Origin of the sequence: Lampropedia puyangensis (assembly GCF_004833285.1) — a bacterium.
In the GTDB taxonomy this organism is placed as follows: Bacteria; Pseudomonadota; Gammaproteobacteria; order Burkholderiales; family Burkholderiaceae_C; genus Lampropedia; species Lampropedia puyangensis.
The window spans coordinates 110,947-130,955 of sequence record NZ_STFG01000009.1 but is presented as its reverse complement, the minus strand read 5'-3'; the positions used below and the strand labels follow the sequence as shown (position 1 = coordinate 130,955).

13 protein-coding genes are annotated in these 20,009 nt (G+C 54.4%); 7 read left to right on the top strand and 6 right to left on the bottom strand.

All coding sequences use genetic code 11. The features are described from left to right. Nucleotides 1–184: 184 nt before the first annotated feature. From fusA to putA, 4 genes are all read right to left on the bottom strand, one after another. The gene (gene fusA / locus E9531_RS09965) at nucleotides 185–2,287 is read right to left on the bottom strand and encodes an elongation factor G (protein WP_136573605.1); all 2,103 of its coding nucleotides are present in this window, start codon (nucleotides 2,285–2,287) and stop codon (nucleotides 185–187) included. Between the two features lie 81 nt (nucleotides 2,288–2,368). Further along, on the bottom strand, nucleotides 2,369–2,842 hold the full coding sequence (gene rpsG, locus E9531_RS09960) for a 30S ribosomal protein S7 (protein WP_136405850.1): 474 nt from the start codon (nucleotides 2,840–2,842) through the stop codon (nucleotides 2,369–2,371). A 195-nt stretch (nucleotides 2,843–3,037) separates the two neighbouring features. Continuing rightward, on the bottom strand, nucleotides 3,038–3,415 hold the full coding sequence (gene rpsL / locus E9531_RS09955; RefSeq protein ID WP_136405849.1) for a 30S ribosomal protein S12: 378 nt from the start codon (nucleotides 3,413–3,415) through the stop codon (nucleotides 3,038–3,040). A 221-nt stretch (nucleotides 3,416–3,636) separates the two neighbouring features. Then, nucleotides 3,637–7,452, bottom strand: coding sequence for a trifunctional transcriptional regulator/proline dehydrogenase/L-glutamate gamma-semialdehyde dehydrogenase (gene putA / locus E9531_RS09950; protein WP_136573604.1), 3,816 nt, complete (start codon nucleotides 7,450–7,452; stop codon nucleotides 3,637–3,639). 152 nt (nucleotides 7,453–7,604) lie between these two features. Here putA and E9531_RS09945 point away from each other — a divergent pair, with 152 nt between their 5' ends. Next, nucleotides 7,605–8,090, top strand: a complete 486-nt coding sequence (locus E9531_RS09945; protein ID WP_136573603.1) for an Lrp/AsnC ligand binding domain-containing protein — start codon at nucleotides 7,605–7,607, stop codon at nucleotides 8,088–8,090. 162 nt (nucleotides 8,091–8,252) lie between these two features. After that, nucleotides 8,253–11,438 carry a metallophosphoesterase family protein gene (locus tag E9531_RS09940; protein WP_158291756.1) on the top strand — a complete coding sequence of 1,062 codons (3,186 nt, stop codon included), beginning with the start codon at nucleotides 8,253–8,255 and terminating at the stop codon, nucleotides 11,436–11,438. 235 nt (nucleotides 11,439–11,673) lie between these two features. Here the strand turns inward: E9531_RS09940 and E9531_RS09935 are convergent, their stop codons facing one another. After that, the gene (locus E9531_RS09935; protein WP_136573601.1) at nucleotides 11,674–12,570 is read right to left on the bottom strand and encodes a LysR family transcriptional regulator; all 897 of its coding nucleotides are present in this window, start codon (nucleotides 12,568–12,570) and stop codon (nucleotides 11,674–11,676) included. A 126-nt stretch (nucleotides 12,571–12,696) separates the two neighbouring features. Here E9531_RS09935 and E9531_RS09930 point away from each other — a divergent pair, with 126 nt between their 5' ends. Beyond that, complete coding sequence (locus E9531_RS09930; protein WP_211343411.1) at nucleotides 12,697–13,887, top strand: serine hydrolase domain-containing protein; 1,191 nt, start codon at nucleotides 12,697–12,699, stop codon at nucleotides 13,885–13,887. After that, nucleotides 13,887–15,074 (top strand): MFS transporter, encoded by a 1,188-nt coding sequence (locus E9531_RS09925; RefSeq protein WP_136573600.1) that lies wholly within the window; start codon nucleotides 13,887–13,889, stop codon nucleotides 15,072–15,074. Before E9531_RS09930 ends, E9531_RS09925 begins: the two co-directional genes overlap by 1 nt. A gap of 112 nt (nucleotides 15,075–15,186) precedes the next feature. Here the strand turns inward: E9531_RS09925 and hisN are convergent, their stop codons facing one another. Next, entirely contained in the window at nucleotides 15,187–15,972 is a 786-nt protein-coding gene (gene hisN / locus E9531_RS09920; protein ID WP_136573599.1) for a histidinol-phosphatase, read from the bottom strand. A gap of 130 nt (nucleotides 15,973–16,102) precedes the next feature. Here hisN and E9531_RS09915 point away from each other — a divergent pair, with 130 nt between their 5' ends. From E9531_RS09915 to E9531_RS09905, 3 genes are all read left to right on the top strand, one after another. Next, nucleotides 16,103–17,122, top strand: coding sequence for an ABC transporter substrate-binding protein (locus E9531_RS09915; RefSeq protein WP_136573598.1), 1,020 nt, complete (start codon nucleotides 16,103–16,105; stop codon nucleotides 17,120–17,122). Between the two features lie 174 nt (nucleotides 17,123–17,296). Beyond that, nucleotides 17,297–18,319 carry an ABC transporter ATP-binding protein gene (locus E9531_RS09910; RefSeq protein ID WP_136573597.1) on the top strand — a complete coding sequence of 341 codons (1,023 nt, stop codon included), beginning with the start codon at nucleotides 17,297–17,299 and terminating at the stop codon, nucleotides 18,317–18,319. Then, on the top strand, nucleotides 18,316–19,998 hold the full coding sequence (locus E9531_RS09905; RefSeq protein WP_211343410.1) for an ABC transporter permease subunit: 1,683 nt from the start codon (nucleotides 18,316–18,318) through the stop codon (nucleotides 19,996–19,998). The genes E9531_RS09910 and E9531_RS09905 overlap by 4 nt, the downstream gene beginning before the upstream one ends. Nucleotides 19,999–20,009: the final 11 nt, after the last annotated feature.

Here is a 20,009-nt window from a genome sequence, read left to right as displayed (position 1 = left end):
GGTTTCGTACGTTCGAACTTACCTTTTGCCATTTCAATTTCCTTTGAGATTAAAGAACATGCCCGTGTTGAGATTTTTAGGTCTGCATGCAACTGCCTCTAAATCCACCCACAAGGCGAAGTGGAAAGCGCTGCATCGCAGACCGCCCGCTCACGCTATTGCGCGCAAGCGAGCAAGGAAAGCATTACTTGGCGCGTGCTGCAACGATAGCATCTGCCACGTTCTTAGGCGCTTCAGCGTAGTGCTTGAATTCCATGGTGTAGCTGGCACGGCCTTGAGACATGGAACGCAACTGTGTTGCATAACCAAACATCTCAGACAGCGGAACTTCAGCCTTAATGGCTTGACCGCCACCAATCATGGCTTCCATACCCTGCACCATACCGCGGCGGGATGACAAGTCACCCATCACGTTACCAGCGTAATCGTCAGGTGTTTCCACTTCAACGGCCATCATAGGCTCGAGAATCACAGGCTGGGCTTTACGGGCACCTTCCTTGAAACCGAAGATAGCGGCCATCTTGAACGCTTGCTCGGACGAGTCCACATCGTGGTAGGAACCGAATGTCAAACGCACTTTCACGTCCACCACTGGGTAGCCAGCCAACACACCGGAAGTCAGGGCTTCGATCACGCCCTTTTCAACCGCAGGGATGTACTCACGTGGAACCACACCGCCCTTGATTTCGTCAACGAACTCAAAGCCTTTACCAGGCTCTTGTGGCTCAATCGTGAAGACCACGTGACCGTACTGACCTTTACCACCAGACTGGCGCACGAACTTGCCGTCCACATCGGTAACTGTCTTGCGAATGGTCTCACGGTAAGCCACCTGAGGCTTACCTACGTTGGCTTCCACACCGAATTCGCGCTTCATGCGGTCAACGATGATGTCCAAGTGCAATTCGCCCATACCAGCAATAATTGTCTGGCCAGACTCTTCATCAGTGCGCACACGGAAGGATGGATCCTCAGAAGCCAAGCGGTTCAGGGCAATACCCATCTTCTCTTGGTCAGCCTTGGTTTTTGGTTCCACAGCCTGCGCAATCACTGGCTCAGGGAACTCCATGCGCTCCAAAGTCACGATGGCAGCAGGATCACACAGCGTTTCACCGGTAGTCACATCTTTCAGGCCCACGCAAGCAGCGATATCGCCAGCGCGCAGCTCTTCGATTTCGATACGGTCATTGGCGTGCATCTGCACGATACGACCAATACGCTCTTTCTTGCCTTTCACGGAGTTGTACACCGTGTCGCCCTTTTGCAGAACACCGGAATACACACGCACGAAAGTCAACTGACCCACGAACTGGTCGGTCATCATCTTGAACGCCAATGCAGAGAATTTCTCGTCATCGGAAGCCTTGCGGGAAGTCGGTTGCTCGTCGTCATCCACACCAGCAACAGGTGGAATATCCAGCGGCGAAGGCAGCAGTTCAATCACAGCATCGAGCATGCGTTGCACACCCTTGTTCTTGAACGCAGAGCCGCACAGCATGGGGTGAATTTCACCAGCCAAAGTACGTGCACGCAAGCCTGCAACAATGTCTTTCTCAGACAAGTCACCTTCTTCCAGGTACTTGTTCATCAGGTCTTCCGAAGCTTCGGCTGCGGATTCGACCATTTTTTCACGCCATTCCTTGGCGGTTTCCACCAAGTCAGCAGGAATGTCAACGTAGTCGAACTTCATACCCTGAGAAGCGTCATCCCAGAGGATGCCCTTCATCTTCAGCAAATCGACCACGCCTTTGAATTGGTCTTCAGCACCAATCGGGATCACGATCGGCACGGGATTGGCCTTCAGACGGTCCACCATCATTTGGCGCACGCGGAAGAAGTTGGCACCGATACGGTCCATCTTGTTCACGAACGCGATACGTGGCACTTTGTACTTGTTAGCCTGACGCCAAACAGTTTCAGACTGAGGCTGCACACCGCCCACAGAGTCATACACCATCACCGCACCATCCAGCACACGCATGGAACGTTCGACTTCAATCGTGAAGTCCACGTGGCCGGGGGTATCAATCACGTTAATACGGTGCTCTGGGAACGAGCCATCCATACCCTTCCAGAACGTACTCACAGCAGCAGAGGTAATGGTAATACCACGCTCTTGCTCTTGCTCCATCCAGTCGGTTGTTGCAGCACCGTCATGCACCTCACCGAGTTTGTGCGACAAACCGGTGTAAAACAAAATACGCTCAGTCGTTGTCGTTTTACCAGCATCAATGTGAGCAGAGATACCGATATTGCGATAACGCTCAATAGGGGTCTTGCGAGCCATTTTTCAATACTCCATGAACAACCAAAAGCCCGCCTGTGAATTTGATACAGGTCGGGCTCGCGGCCGCAATTACAAATTGGTTTAGAAACGGAAGTGGCTGAATGCCTTGTTGGCTTCGGCCATACGGTGGACTTCATCGCGCTTGCGCATAGCACCACCACGGCCTTCAGTTGCTTCAATCAGCTCATTAGCCAAGCGCTGAGCCATCGATTTTTCGCTGCGTTTACGAGCGGCTTCCTTAATCCAGCGCATGGACAAAGCCAAACGACGGACTGGACGCACTTCAACTGGCACCTGGTAGTTAGCACCACCAACGCGGCGGGACTTCACTTCCACGATAGGCTTGACGTTGTTGATGGCAGTTGTAAACACTTCCAGCGCATCTTTGTCTTTTTGCTTCTCACCAATGATGTCCAAGGCACCATAAATGATGCGCTCGGCCACCGCTTTTTTGCCGCCTTCCATGATCACGTTCATGAATTTGGACAGCTCTACATTACCGAATTTTGGATCCGGCAGAATCTCACGTTTGGGAACTTCGCGACGACGTGGCATTTTTCACCTCAAATAATTTGCTTCAGTTGGCTCGCGCCATACAGGGCCATACGGGCACTGCACTTACTCGACCCGAATCAGGATGACTCTTTGGGTCACTACGCCCATCCGCTCGTCAAAACAGACAGACACCGTAAAACAAAACTGTGACAAAACCGGGACAGTCTTTCTGACCTCCGGAAAAAACGAAAGCGATTAGGCTTTCTTAGGACGCTTAGCACCATACTTGGAACGGGATTGCTTGCGATCTTTCACGCCTTGCAAGTCCAGCGAACCGCGCACGATGTGGTAACGCACACCAGGCAAATCCTTCACACGACCACCGCGAACCAGCACCACGCTGTGTTCCTGCAGGTTGTGACCTTCACCACCGATATACGAAATCACTTCAAAACCGTTGGTCAGGCGCACTTTGGCAACCTTACGCAAAGCGGAGTTTGGTTTTTTCGGAGTTGTTGTGTACACACGAGTGCAAACGCCACGGCGTTGTGGACACTCTTCCATCGCAGGGCTCTTAGACTTAACAGTCTCAACAGAGCGCCCTTGACGGACTAACTGATTGATTGTTGGCATTGAATCGAGTTCCTAAACGTGATTTCAAAAACATGGGCCAAGCTCACACCAAGCCCTACTTTCATTACCACCAAATACTTGGAGACAATAAAAGCATCTCCCCCATCCAAAAGGTGGGAAAGCTCTCCATTATCCCATGACTTTGCAAAGCAGGCAAGCTAGTGCAACACCCTTACGGACATGAAGACGCTTGGCTGTCGCACTCGTGCGACGCACCCTGCTCATGCCATCGCCATTAAGGATGCATTTCCCCCAGCCGCTGCTGTATTAGTACTCACAGCCCGCTCAATAACCAAACGTTCAAGTGCAATCGTAGTGCATCCGGGCTCCAGGCACTCCACAGCCACAATAGCGCCTTCACGTTGCGCCAATTGCTGCTGTACTGAAAGCAGTGCTTCTCTTGTTCCATGCAGTAATGCCAAGTCAAAAGACACTTCATTAGCATGCCACGACTGAACCAGCTTGACGCGGCCTCGCACCAGAGCAGGCAACCGCTCCCATAATGCACGCCATTGCGCTGGCCACGCTGCTTGACTTCCAACCAGGACAATAGCCGCCAATTGAATCAGCAAATCTGACTCGTGCTCAGCCAAACACAAAACGCGCTCTCGCGGCACCAATCTATAGCAATTGCCCTCTCCAGTTGGCCCCGTCAACTCCTCCTGCCAACGCGTAGGAAGACGTTCTGATAGAGCTTCCCACGCATGGACTTGCTGCACGTCCAATGCAGTGCCCCAAGCCCGGTAGGCCTCCCACACTTCTTTGTGCATCGCCTGCAAAGCAGTATTTGCCGCACCATTTATTGTGCTGTCATTGGCCCCCTCCCGACTTGCCATGATCATCCCTAGTACCCGATACGGCGCTTGAGCTAAAAGGCGGTGCAGGTACAAAGGGCCGCCAGCTTTTGGCCCCGTGCCGGAAAGGCCTTCCCCACCAAAAGGTTGCACACCAACCACCGCCCCGACCATGTTGCGATTCACATATACGTTTCCTGCTTCTGCGGTCTGGACAACTTGCGCAACCGTTTCATCGATGCGGGTATGTACCCCCAAGGTCAAGCCATAACCGGTCTCATTGATTTGTGTAATCAATTCCCCCAGATCTTCTCGTCGGTAGCGCAAGAAGTGGACAACAGGACCAAACACCTCTCGTTTCAACTCACTAATATGGTTGATCTCTATGACAGTAGGCAACACAAACGTACCATCACGCAAACAGCCTTCTTCGTCCTGAAGCACGCGGTTTGCACGGTGCACGCGTTTACCAATGGCGCGCATGGACTCAATGTGCTGCTCAATCACCTGCTTGGCCTGCACATCAATCACTGGCCCCACATCATTTGCCAGCACCGCCGGGTTGCCTACACGCAACTCAGCCATTGCGCCCAACAACATTTCCAGCACACGATCGGCCACATCTTCTTGCACGCAAAGCACGCGCAAAGCAGAGCAACGCTGGCCTGCGCTATCAAATGCCGAACTGAGCACATCGCCCACCACCTGCTCCACCAGAGCCGAGGAGTCAACAATCATCGCGTTTTGCCCCCCCGTTTCGGCAATCAAGGCAATAGAGCGGCCATTGAGGCCCACACGATCGGCCACATTGCGCTGAAGCAAATGCGCCACTTCCGTCGAACCAGTAAACAACACCCCTTGCACACGGGCATCGGCAACCAATTGGGCCCCCACTGTGCCACCAGCGCCAGGCAGTAATTGCACCACGGCCTTGGGCACCCCAGCTCGCCACAGCGCACGCACCGCCTCTGCAGCAATCAATGGAGTTTGCTCCGCCGGTTTAGCCAAGACCACATTGCCTGCAGCCAAAGAAGCGGACACTTGCCCCAAAAAAATCGCCAACGGAAAGTTCCAAGGACTAATGCACACCACCGGCCCCAGAGGTTTGTGTATTGCGTTCTCAAAGGTCTGCCCGACTTGATGGCCGTAATAACGCAAAAAATCCACCGCCTCGCGGACTTCAGCAATCGCATTGGACGCTGTCTTGCCTGCCTCACGCATCAAAATGCCCATCAAACGCGGCATATCTTCTTCCAATTGATCTGCCGCTCGCAACAGCATCTGCGCCCGTGCCTGTGCAGGTGTTGCTGCCCAGCTCTGCGCCGCAGCCTGCGCGCCATCAAGCGCATACCGAACATCCTCAACGGTTGCATCACGCACAAATCCCACCACATCACGGTGATTCGCTGGATTTAACACAGGCTGCATGTCTACGCTGCCAGCGGGCACCGACGAACGGCCTATAGCAGTCGCTTCCGCCAAAAGTGGCTCAGCTATCACAGGCATTTGCGCTCCAGCCACCAAATCCTGCTGCAATTGCTGCAGGCTATGCTCGTCGGCCAAGTCAAGGCCGCGCGAATTCACCCGCAATGCACCATACAAGTGACGCGGTAAAGGAATGGCTGGATGCGGCAAACCCAGCGCTCCCTCAGTCTGCGCAAACCCATCGATCGTCACAACGGGGTCCTGAACCAAATCAGCAATCGGAATGTGCTGATCTGCGATGCGGTTCACAAAAGAGGTATTGGCTCCGTTTTCCAGTAAGCGTCGCACCAGATAAGCCAGTAAGGTTTCGTGCGTACCTACTGGTGCATAAATACGGCAAGGTCGTCCCAATTGCCCCTCTACCTCCGCACCAACAACCTGTTCATACAATGATTCGCCCATGCCGTGCAAACATTGGAACTCGTATTGTCCGGGGTAATAGTTAGCAGGATTAGCCAACGTATAGATCGCGGCCAATGAATGGGCGTTGTGCGTGGCAAACTGCGGATAAATCGCATCAGGCTCGGCCAGCAATTTGCGTGCGCAGTGCAGATACGATGCATCGGTATAGGGCTTGCGTGTATAGACTGGATAGCCGCTTTGGCCATCAACCTGCGCACGCTTGATTTCGGAATCCCAATACGCGCCTTTGACCAAACGCACCATCAAACGCCGTTGGCTGCGCTTGGCCAAATCAACCAAATAGTCGATCACATATGGGCAGCGTTTTTGGTAAGCCTGAATCACAAAACCAAGGCCCTGCCAACCTTGCAACTGCGGCTCATGCGCCAACAGCTCCAGCAAATCTAGCGAAATTTCTAGCCGATCTGCCTCTTCGGCATCGATATTGATGCCAATGTCGTAACGCTTAGCCAACGCACACAAGCGCACGAGCGTTGGATACAACTCCCCCATCACCCGGTCGTACTGAGCACGACTGTAGCGTGGGTGCAGCGCCGAGAGCTTGATGGAAATCCCCGGGCCTTCATACACACCGCGCCCATTCGATGCTTTGCCAATCGCATGGATGGCTTGCTCATAGTCACGCAAATACCGCTCCGCGTCGCGAGCTGTCAAAGCCGCCTCACCCAACATATCGTATGAATAGCGAAAGCCTTTGGCCTCCAGCCGCTGTCCATTGCTAAGCGCCTCCTCAATCGTCTCGCCCGTGACAAATTGCTCGCCCATCATGCGCATCGCCATGTCCATACTTTTGCGAATCAACGGCTCACCGCCAGCATTGATTAGCCGGGCCAATGCCGAGGACAACCCCGCCTCGCTGTGGGTTCCCACCAACTTACCTGTCAAGAGCAAGCCCCAAGTTGCTGCATTCACAAACATCGAGCGGCTATGGCCCAAGTGCTCGGCCCATTGGCCATGTGCAACTTTGTCGCGGATCAAGGCATCGCGTGTGGCAGCATCCGGAATACGCAACAGCGCCTCAGCCAAGCACATCAACGCAACGCCCTCTTGGGAGGACAGCGCATACTCTTGCAGCAAACTTTGCACCAAACCGGCCCGACCACCGCTGGCTTTGCGGTTGCGCAAGCCATAAGCCAAGCGCTCTGCCAGTTGACTGCTAGCAGTAGCAACACCAGCGGGTAAACGAGCGCCTTGCACCACATGCGCCACAGCTTCTGGCTCCGCTTGGCGCCAGGCAGCCGTTATTGCAGCACGAAGCGCAGGAACGCCTAAACCAGCAGGCTGAATAAAACACGCGAATGGCGCAGCAGCCGTAACAACAGAGGTTGAGCACATAAAAAGTCAAAACAGAAGTTGGTGAATGTGCGCAATAATCCGGGTTTTGTGTAGTTTTTTATTTCGTTTAATTCTCTTTTATAAAAATTTATCACTAATAAACTCAAAAATATTCATTTAAATTCAAAGCAACCACAACCCCATGCCACACCATGAGCACAGAGACACAGCCTCACCCTCTTGACCGTACAGACCGTCGCATTCTTCGCGCCTTGCAAGACGATGGTCGCATCTCCAACCTCAAACTGGCCGAACAGGTCGCGCTATCGCCCACAGCTGCCTTGGCACGCGTACAACGGCTCACGCGTGAGCAATACATACTAGGTTACGAAGCCCGCTTGAATCCACGCCTGCTTGGTATTGGCATGTTGGTGTTTGTTGAGGTCTTGCTTGATCGCACCACCCCTCATGTTTTCGACGAATTCAATGCGGCCATTCAAGCCCACCCACAGGTTCTGGAATGCCACATGGTCGCTGGCGGTTTTGATTACCTCATCAAAACCCGCGTGGCAGACATGGACGCTTACCGCGACTTCGCCAGCCGTGTGCTATGGAGTCTGCCGGGTGTTCGTGAAACACGCACCTACGCGGTGATGGACGAAATCAAAAGCTCCGGCAAGCTTTTTGTAAACATGTAATTGCTGACAGTCGCGGACACCCTTGCTGTCGAAGTGCGGCAGAGGCAACAGCCATGACACCCCCGAATTTGCTTTATTTTGTATATTTGCACTTTTATGTCATCGTAGTTTCATGCACACTGGCTAATTTATGCACTTCATTCATCAACCATGGAGTGTTCTATGTCCCGGTATGCAATCAAGGCGGCGTGTCTGGTTGTCACGCTGCCTTTTTCAGCAGCGCTATTCGCTCAAAACGCGGTGGTCAGCGAATCTTTTGATACCGCCTCGCCCACCGATCAAGTCACTGACACGCCACCTGAGGGCTGGACCATCAGCACGTACTACACCGACGATCTCAGCAGTCCTGTAGCGCTAAGCCAAGGCAAACCAGAGTGGCTTGGATGGAAGTTTGTTCAAAAAGCGACCTGGAATCGCTTACTGACCCCCAACAGCTCAAATCAACGCGCAGGATTCAACCTAGCCTCAAACGGCATTGCGGTGGCCGAATCAGACGGGCTTCGCCCCCTCAATGGCAGAAGGTTCACAACCAAACTCAGTTCAGCAGCGTTTCCAGTGGAAGCAGGCCAAAGCTATTCCATTGCGTTTGACTCGCACTATCTTCAGGGCCAAAAACCGCAGAATGCCTCAGCAGTGGCTGTTTTCAGCAACGGTAGTACACACACGCTGGTGCAATACGATATTGACACACTAGACGGGCAAAACCACCAGCCCAACCGCACGCTCAGTCAAACTGTGACCGTGCCAAATGGCGCAACGACTGTGAACGTGCAATGGCTTTTTGATAACACCGCCAACAACTGGTACTGGGCCATAGACAACCTGCGTATCGAAAAAAAGGAGGTGGAAGTAGCCCCTCCATTTGACAGCAGCGCACTGCCGCAAAGCAACAAAAAGCCGACCATGACGGTTAGTCCCACGCTGCAAGGCCCTGGGCCTGATCGCATGGTGGTGATGTTTGAAACCACAGAAGCCGAGCCTACGGTATGGGTACGTAAACACGGCAGTTCCGAGGCATACACCATCGTTGCCGCAAAAAATGCAGAAGGCAATTTGGCTGATGAAAAAATATTCTTTGCTGCCATTGAGGGACTTGATTCCAACACCCTGTACGAATATGCGGTGATCACAGGCAACAGCCTTGCACCCAAGCTTGCAGGGCCTTATGCATTCAAAACATGGCCCAAAGAAGGAGACGGTGTAGACAAAGCACATTTCATCACCGTATCGGATACACAAGATGGCCTGCAAGAGCGCTTTAAAAACATCATTGAGCAAGGTGTATTAGCCCTTGACTGTGGGGGTAGCAGCCTCGGTTGTGCACAAAACATCGCAGCAATGCTGGTGCCTGGCGATCTGGTATCTACAGGCAGCGCGCGCGCACAATGGGCTAACCATTTTTTCGCCCCGATGCAAGCCATATCAGCCTATGTGCCAATTATTCCAGCGCCCGGCAACCATGAGTACTACGGAGAGGACCGAGTGCAAAGCGATACGAACGCTTGGATGAAAACTTACCGCAAGTATTTTTATCAAGCGGCGCCAAGCGAATCAGAAAAATACCCACAGCACTGGTTCCATACCGATTATTTGGGATTGCGCATCATCAGCAGTGACTTCAACCCTGCTTCAGCCATGCACAACACGAGTGGCTGGAACACTGCAACCTATGACTTTGGTCGCACCCTGTTTCGTGAAGACTACATGCGTGAACACCTCAATTGGTTCACCAACCTGATGGCCGACACCAAAGCAAAGCAAAAATCACACGTCTTTTTGCTCAACCACCACCCTTGCCTATCCACCAAATGGCGCGGTGGTGAAGTGGTAGCAGCTTGTGATTTCATTGCCCAGTTGGAAAGCTATGGTGAGCAAACTGGTGCCATTACTGCCAACCTGAATGGCCATGTTCACACCTACGAACGCGGCAACTCTATGAACGCGCGCCACCTGTGGCTCACTGTTGCTTCTGCAAGCGGTGATTTGGAGCCCGCCCAAATGCCGGAGGACACCGATCTGGATGTCTTTGTCAATACAGACAATGCGTTTGGCTATGGCCGCCTGCGGGTAGATTTTGGCAAAACCAAAGCGCTGCAATGGGAACGCCACAACCTGAGGAACAACACCATCTCATCGGTGCCAGACGATGCCATTGAAATCACAAACAATACATTCAATGCCAAGCCTGTATTGCCCCAGCGCTTCTTAGGCCAAGTTGAGCCCGACACCGTGACACTGGCATACAGCCTGCCCAACCAAGCTGACGTTTATGAAGCGCAGTGGCAAGTATCCCAGCACCCCTCTTTCAGCAATGCAAGCGCCACTGTGTTTGATGTGTGGGGAGACAAGACACGCCGCGAAAGCTGGACCTACATTGGCAAGACGAGAACCAATACCCAGGCAGGTTCCGATATCAGCCAATTGGCGTTAGGTGAGATGCTGAACAAGCCTGCGCGCCTTTACCCCAACCAAAGTGCCAGCACACCAATCGGCCAGTTGTACAAACAGATCGTGCCGGGCGCCAATGACTTGGCCGAACGCTGGGATTGCGCACGCCGCTGGGATAGCAATGGAGACACAGCAGGCCAAGGCCGCCAGGGCGGCCGTCAATGCTTTGCGCAATTGACCAACGCCAATGGCGAAAAGGTATCCGCATTCAATCCATTCGGGAATCAGCCCATTCCTGTGCTGGCATTCGCCAACCAGCAACAATGGTTCTGGCGCGTGCGGGTGCGCGATGCGCATTTGAACTGGTCAGACTGGAGCGATACAGGTAGCTTCCAATTGGGCGAGACATTGCCAACGCCCGCAGCTCCTGTCCTGTCACAACTCTTGAGTGGAAGTGGCCTTGCCAACTCTTCGCTGGAGATTAGCAGCACAGCAAGTTGCCAAGCTGCACAGGCACGTACAACAACCGCAGCGGCAATCCACCTGGATATTCCTGCAGGTTGGCAAGCGCCTTATGGCGCTATCTCTTTCGAACTGGAGGACTGCAACCAACTCGGATTCAACGCCAATGTGGCATTGACCTTTGACGCAGCATTGCCAGAAGGCGCAATGGTAAAAAAATTCAATACCACTACAGGCGAAATGCACGACATAGCGGGCTTGAACATAACGGGCAACCGCATTGACTATACCGTGACCGATGGTGGTGAATTGGATGAGGACGGCCAGATCAACGGCTCAATCCACGACCCCCTTGTGGTCTTGACACCTGTAGCAGCCATTGCGCCAGCACAAGCCACACCAGTACCTGCCAACCCGGTGTGGAGTATGGCGGGCCTAGCCGCGCTGCTCTTGTTACTGGGTGCGCGGCACCATCGCCGTCAAAGCGCAAACGCTTGACGCCTGCGCCACTGCACAAAAAAACGACAGCAGGCCCGCACACATGCCCAACGATAGCAAGTTGGCACGTGTTTAGGGTCTGCAGGCAAGCCTAACGACAGGAACCTCAAAGCGCCATCTTGGCGCTGTTGCGGCTCTGTAGTTGCATGTGCAGCACTGAGTCACCCGCGCTATCGCACTGCACCGCCTTTTTTAATTCGATTGCAACGAACGCGCTTTGTGTGTGGTGAGCAGCCTAATTGGATGGCTCAGGAAATACCCGTTCACACAAAAAGTCCACCAACACCCGCACTTTGGGCGACGGATGCCTGCTTGCAGGCCAGAGCACATGGAACACACCCGTGCGCTGCACATCGTTTTCCAAAACGGAGTGCAAGCGCCCATCAGCCAAAAACTCGCGGATAGAAAAATCCGGCAAGTAAGCAATGCCCAGTCCTTGCAGAGCAAAGCACACGCGCGTTTCAATGTTGTTGCACACCATAGCCGTTGGCAAATGCAGCGCAGGTGCTCCAGGCTCCTGCCGCAGTGCCCATACCTCAAGCTTTCCGCTATGTCCAAAGCGGTAGTGCAGGCAGCGGTGTTGCAATAAATCAGCGGGCACCTGCGGGGTGCCATACCGTGCAAGGTAGTCTGGAGAGGCTACCAACAGCGAGCGAAAACGCCCCAACCGGCGCGCCGTCAGTCTCGAGTCTGAAGGCTCTCCCGTCCGCACCACAGCATCAAACCCCTCTTCAATCACATCCACCATTTGGTCGGTGAAATCCAAATCAAGTTCAATGTCAGGATAAGCCTGCATGAATTCACCCAGCACAGGCAACACCAAAGCACTGACCTGCGGCAAGCTGATGCGCAAACGTCCTCGCGGTGCGCCACTGGCTTGTGACAGCTCCTGCTCTGCAGCCTCAATCTCAGCCAAGATGCGTCGACTGCGTTCTAAAAGCATGGCGCCTTCAGCCGTGAGCGTCATGCTACGCGTGCTGCGGTGAAACAAACGCACCCCCAACCGCTCCTCTAATCGCGCCACACTTTTCCCGACAGCAGAAGCCGACACCCCCAGCAACCGCCCCGCCGCCACAAAGCTGCGGGTTTCGGCCACTTGCACAAACACAGCGAAGCCATTCAAGCTTTCCATACCCTCTCCTATTGCGGAAACATTATTCCGCACAACAAGGAATTGCAGACTACTTTTTCTTTAATCCAGATTTTCCTATCGTCACGGCTTCGCTTTTCCTTCACCTTTTCAACCAAGGACTTTGTCGTGTCGACCAGTTTTCCCCACTTGCCCCCAAACGCTTTCTCCCCACATGTCAATCACCGCATTCACGCAGTGATCCAACGCGCGCTGAATGCGCAAAGACTGGTTGGTGCCGTCGTGCTGGTCATGCGCAACGGAGAATGGATTCACCAACAAGCAGCAGGATGGGCAGATCGCGAAAATGCCCGCCCCATGGCCCTTGATACCATTTTCCGGCTTGCATCAGTGAGCAAACCCATCACCTCGCTTGCCGCGCTGATTCTGGTCGCCCAAGGTCGAGTAGGGCTAGACGATGATGTTCGCTACCATCTGCCCGAATTCGAAACCAAACTGCCAGATGGAACACCTGCATGCATCACACTTCGGCATTTACTCAGCCATACCGCAGGTTTGGGGTATCGCTTTTTTGAAGCCGATGCCCATGGCGCCTACGCACAGGCAGGGGTCTCTGATGGCATGGATGCTTCCGAGCATTCTCTGGAAGAAAACCTGCAACGCATCGCTCGCGTTCCCTTGTTGTACACCCCCGGTAGCGCATGGGCCTACTCTTTGGCAACCGATGTCGTGGGTGCATTGGTTGCCCATGTTTGCGGCACCTCCTTGGGTGAAGCGGTACGCACGTTGGTAACAGGCCCATTGGAGATGGCCGATACCGACTTTATTGCCGTCGATCCTCAGCGTATGGCTGTTCCCTACGTCAGTGATAAGCCGCAGCCGCACCGTTTATCTGAAGGAGAAATGGTGTCCCCGTTTGAAGGTGCGGTTGGCATCACCTACAGCCCTGCGCGCATCTTGAATCGCCATGCCTTTCATTCTGCAGGCGCAAGCATGGCCGGTACTGCCTTGGATTTCATGCACTTTCTTGAAACGCTGCGACGCGGCGCAACGCCATGGCTGCCAAGCGCATTACTGGAAGAAATGGCACGCGACCAAACCCAAGGAGCGCAGTTGCCCTGCGCACCAGGCTTTGGGTTCGGCTTGGGTTTCTCTGTGCTTCGTGACCCCATACTGGCCGCATCACCCGAATCACCAGGAACTTGGCGATGGGGAGGCGCTTATGGCCACTCATGGTTCGTAGATCGCACACAAGCATTGAGCGTGGTCGCGTTCACCAATACGTTGTACGAAGGCATGTCCGGCCCCTTCGTGACTGAACTGCGCGATGCCATTTATGGTGTCCAGGAGCTCTCATGATGCATACATCCATACATGAGAAGCAAGAGAAGCTACCCCTCGCCTCTTTGCTTGCGTTGGCCGCCGCAGCCTTCATCACAATCCTCACCGAGGCCCTGCCGGCAGGGCTGCTGCCGCAGATGGCTTTCGATTTAGCAGTACCTGAATCCTGGATTGGACAAACGATCACGATGTATGCCATCGGCTCTCTGGTCGCTGCGATTCCACTCGCAACCTCCACACAAGGCATGCGCCGTCGCCCGCTGCTGCTGACCACCATTGCAGGCTTCGTGCTCGCCAACACCATCACAACGCTTTCAGGCAACTACGCCCTGACCATGGTGGCACGCTTTCTGGCTGGTGTATCAGCTGGACTACTGTGGGCATTGCTGGCGGGGTACGCTGCCAGAATGGTGGCAGACCACCAGAGAGGCCGTGCCATTGCAATCGCCATGGTGGGCACGCCATTAGCGCTCTCGCTGGGTATCCCTGCGGGAACATTCTTGGGGCATTGGCTGGGGTGGCGCGTGTGCTTTGGCAGCATGAGTGCATTGGCTGTGGTCTTGCTGCTCTGGGTCCGCCTTCAAGTGCCCGACTTCCCGGGGCAAGCCTCGAGCCAGCGCCTGCCGCTCAGGCAGGTATTCGCCATACCCGGGGTGCAGCCGGTGTTGTTCGCGCTGTTCGCCTATGTCTTGGCGCACAACATCCTCTACACCTATATTGCACCGCTGCTTGCCGCCCTTGGCATGGCACCACAGATTGACCTGGTGCTATTGGCCTTCGGCATTTCAGCGTTACTCGGCATTGTGGTGATCGGCGTGCTGATCGACCAGCATCTGAGGGCGCTCGTACTAGCCAGCACCGCACTGTTTGGCACATCGGTGTTGGCACTGGGCCTTTGGGGAAACCACCCGACCATCGCGTTGATTGCGGTATCAGTCTGGGGCTTGTCGTTTGGTGGTGCTGCGACGCTGTTCCAAACGGCTCTCGCCAAAACGGCCCCTACTGCAGCAGATGTAGCCCAATCCATGCTGGTGACGGCATGGAATCTGGCGATAGCCGGAGGAGGTCTTGTGGGTGGCGTCTTATTGGAACGCGTGGGCGCGGCAGGATTTCCCCCTGCAGTCACGGCACTATTGGCCGTCGCACTGCTGGTGGTGTGGGCCGCTAAACAACATGGCTTTACACAACATACACAGCCGTCGTAGGTTCAGCGTATTCAACATTGAATGGCAAGCATGCATTCAAACTGCATACCAGTGGCTTAATTCGCGCCAGCACAATGTGTGCCTATGCACAGGCCTGCACACGCATCGCTGGTCACTGCGCCAGCATGGCCAACACCTGCGCGTGCAATGCCGCCGACGCAGAGGCGAGCACCTGCCCCGAAGAATGCAAGTGCAAGGGCTGCCCTTGCCAATCAGAGATCACGCCGCCAGCCTCTTGCACAATATTCACCAAGGCCATGTAGTCATAGGGCTGCAGGCCGCTTTCCATCACGACATCCACATGGCCTGCGGCCAGTTGCGTAAAAATAAAACAATCGCCACCAAAGCGTCGCATTGCACACTGCTGACTGATGCGATCAACAACATCCCATTCCTGCGCCGTAAACGCATCTGGTGAAGTGGTTTGAAACCGCGCAGACTCGAGTTGCAAGCAAGGCATCACAGAACGACGCTCTCCATTGCAGTAAGTACCTCCATTCTGACTGGCCACCCAGCATTGCCCAAGTGCAGGCAAATCAATGACACCAACAACAGGTTCTTGCGCCAGACAGTAAGCCACCAGCGTGCCCCACAACGGATTGCCCGTGATGAAGCTTTTCGTGCCATCAATGGGATCAATCACCCATACCGATTCGGCCTCGGAGTTGGCCGCGCCATACTCCTCACCATAAATACCATGCGAAGGCCAATGCTGGGCAATCACGGCGCGCATGCGCTGCTCGGTCTGGCGATCCGCCTCAGTAACCGGGCTGTTGTCTTGCTTGGTGCACACAGGCAAATGGCTGCCGTAATACGACAGCGTGACCGCGCGTGCTGCCTCTGCGACCAATAGTGCGGTTTTTTTCTTCTCAGCCAGAAACTGGGGTTCGATTTTCATAAAACGGTCATCTTTTTATTAGAGGATACAGATTGCAAAAAAATGCATTATTGCTTTTTATTGCGACTGTTTTGTGACCCGCTTGTCATCTTGACAAAACATCCCATCCCCTTTTCTGACTGGAAAAACCATGCTCTCAAACACCGCACGCACCTTGCTTAAAAGCGCCACACTGGCCCCTCTGACGTTGGCCTGCGCCATGGCGTACGCAGGCACCATCACGGTTTACACCTCGCTGGAAGAAGATGAAATCAAAGACTATCTGGCACAAGCACAAAAAGACATGCCTGATGTCAAAGTCGATGTCCTGCGCTTGTCCACTGGTGACTTGGGCGCACGCATTCTGGCCGAAGCTGCCAATCCGCGCCACGACGTGATCTGGGGTTGGGCTGTCACGAACATGATGGACCCGCGCATTCTGGCCTTGCTGCAGCCCTACGAACCAGCCGGTAGTGACAAGCTTCAAGCCAATTACCGCGCCACCGATCACAAATGGACTGCGGCCACCGGCTACATGGCCGCATTTTGTGTAAACACCGCCGTACTGGAGGCTAAGAAACTGCCTGTTCCGCAAAGCTGGGCGGACTTGCTCAAACCAGAATACAAAGGTGAAGTGGTCATGCCCAACCCCGTATCCTCCGGCACGGGCTATTTGCAAATTGCTGCCTTGCTGCAAAAGCTAGGCGACGACCAAGGCTGGAAACTACTGAAAGACTTGGACCAGAACGTCGCACAGTACATCAAATCTGGCTCGCGCCCCTGCAAGGCTGCCCAGGCGGGCGAGTACGCCATCGGCACATCACTGGCGTTTGCCGCCATCAAAGCGGTAGAGTCCGGCGCACCCATGAAAATGGTCATTCCAACAGATGGCGCAGGGTATGAGCTAGAAGCTTCTGGCTTGATGGCCAGCTCCAAAAACAAAACCGATGCACAGAAATTTCTGGATTGGACCTTGTCTGCCCATGCCGCAAACCAATACGTGAAATACAAAGAAATCGTCACCATTGCTGGCGCGCCGCAATCGCAAGCAGCGAAAGCAGCGGGTCTTCCTGCCGATATTTCCTCTGTCGTATTTCCTGTGGACTTCGTGAAGTCTGCGCAAGAACGCACGGCCATCCTCGAGCGCTGGAACAAGGACATTGGCCGTTAATGGCTTGAGCCTGCACTTAAAAAGAACCGCCGCTAGCGCCTCTACCGGGCGGCGGCTCAAAGCAGCAACACACGTGCTTGCCCCTGCACTTGGCACACCCCACCCACAAGGCCCTGCGGGTAAGCGCGACACTCTTTACCAACATGCAGCAAGCACGCTTCTTGCAAAACCTCCATGACGCTCGAGATCCAAAGCATTCACAAAAGCTTTTCAGGTCAACCCACCCTGTCAGACATCAATCTTCAGATTGCTCCCGGTGAGTTTGTTTGTCTGCTCGGACCCAGTGGCTGCGGAAAAACCACCTTGCTGCGTATCGTCGCAGGCTTGTTATCACCAGATGCAGGAGCCTTGCGCTTGAACGGCCAATCACTGCAAACGCAATCTGCTCGCGAGCGACGCTTTGGCATCGTTTTTCAATCTTACTCGCTGTTCCCACACATGACGGTGGCAGACAATGTGGCTTATGGACTGCGCCTGCTCAAAGCCAATAAGCACGACATCCATGCACGCGTCACACAACTGCTCAACATGGTTCGCCTAACCGATTTGCAGGACCGTTATCCGCAGCAACTCTCAGGTGGACAACAGCAACGTGTGGCACTGGCGCGCGCGCTGGCCATTGAGCCACGGGTGCTGCTGCTGGATGAACCTTTGTCCGCCCTGGATGCACAAGTGCGTGCGCAGCTGCGCATGGAAATACGCGACATTCAACAACGTTTAAATATCCCCACCTTGATGGTCACACATGACCAGGATGAGGCCATGGAAATGGCCGACCGCATCGTCTGCATGCAGCAAGGCCGCATTGCACAGGTAGGAACAGCTCAGCAACTCTACCAGCATCCCCAAAACCGTTTTGTCGCCGAATTCATGGGCAGCAGCAATATGCTGCAATCCCACACAGTCATACAGTTATGGCCGCACTTGGCGCAGCCATCCGACACGGGACAAGAACGGCAAAAAGTTCTGTGCGTGCGTCCGGAACATCTGCACATCCACCCACACCAACGCCCCATCAAAAACGCTGCCGCTGCGCAAGTGCAGCAGGTGCTTTTCAGCGGGCCATGGCAAAAAGTACAACTGCAATGCCACCACCAATTGCTATGGGCACAGGCTTCTGCACAAATGGCCTTGCATACAGGTCAAAACGTGCATGTTGAACTAGCGTCAGAGCACGCCACATGGGTAGCCGCATGAACAGCATAAACAAGCGCACCCGCCGCGACGGTGCATTCTCGCAAGGCATGGACGCCTCTTTTTTGCAACTGTGCTTGTGGATTCCTCTTGTCGGCTTAGCCCTGTTTTTCATTGCCCCCATGTTGGCCATTGGCTGGCGCAGCCTGCTGCAAGACACCACCCAAACCTTTGGCTGGGGCAACTATGCAGCACTGATACGCACTGGCAGTTTATGGCAGGCCACCGCCAACAGTTTGCTGCTTGGCCTGTGCGTCACTGCCAGTTGTGCCCTCTTGGGTTTCATCGCCGCATATGCGCTCGAGCGCAGTGCAATGCCCGGCAAGCGATGGGCAGCAGCAGCTTTGAACCTCCCTCTCATGGCCCCGTCCTTGGTGCTATCGTTGGGTTTGCTGTTTCTGCTTGGCCGCAACGGTTTGGTGGGCTCATGGCTAGGCATCCGTCCTGACCTCTATGGCTTTTGGGGCTTGCTCATTGCCAATACCTTGTATGGTTTGCCGTTTGCCATTTTGATCATGCGCTCCGCCCTGCGCCATGGCGATGCTCGCCTATACGAAGCAGCGCAAACGCTAGGCGCCAATGGCTGGCAGCAGTTTCGCGACGTGACATGGCCTCAAGTGCGCTATGGCGTGCTCAGCGCCATTTTCGTTGTATTCACAATGACCATCACCGACTTTGGCAATGCAGCCGTGATTGGCGGCAACTACAACGTACTGGCCTCAGAGATTTACAACCAAGTCAGCGGGCAAATGCGCTTTGGCATGGGAGCCGTAGTCGGCATTGCATTACTGTTTCCCGCTGTGCTCTCTGTACTGATTGAGCGCTTTGCACGCAACCGCCAAGGCTGCGGTGCAGAGTCAGCCCAACTGCCACCCCTTGTTCCTAACTTGCCACGTGACACTATCTTAGGCGCCATCACATGGGCCTGCGCCCTTTTCATGCTCGCAGTCATTGTCGTCGTGGTCGTTGCCAGTTTCATGAAACTCTGGCCTTATCGGATGGAGCCCACGCTGGCCAATTACAACGTCAATATGTCCAACGCATGGGCACCGCTTTGGACATCGCTGAACGTGTCCTTACTCACCGCACTATGCGGCAGCATGCTGGTATTGGTGCTAGTGATTGCTTTGCGCCACGCACATGGACGTTTAGCAAAAGTGGCATCCGTGGTCAGTACCATGCCAGTTGCCGTACCGGGCTTGGTGTTGGGGCTAGGTTATGTGTTTGTCTTCAACGCCCCCAACACCCCGTTGGTTGCACTGTATGGCAGTTTGGTTATCTTGATTGCCTGCAACTTCTACCACTACCATGCACAAGCCTTTTTAATGATGAATGCTGCTGCACGCCAAATTCCGTATGCGCTCGAAGACTCCGTGGCCTCGCTTGGCGGCGGTGTCGTGCATGCACTGCGCGATGTCTATATACCGTGGCTTCGTGTCACGCTCGCCTCTGTCGCGGTATTCTTGTTCATGATGTCGATGGTGACCTTGTCTGCCATTATTTTCCTCGTCACCCCTGCAAACATGTTGGCAGCGGTCACCGTGATGCGCCTGGACGAAGCAGGCTTTACGACCCAAGCGGCTGCCTACTCAAGTTGCATCATGGGCATTGTTGGTCTTTGCACCGTGCTCATGCGTTGGTTGCAAAACCAGCGTACAACCGCACCGCATACAGCGCCATAGACACTGTCGCT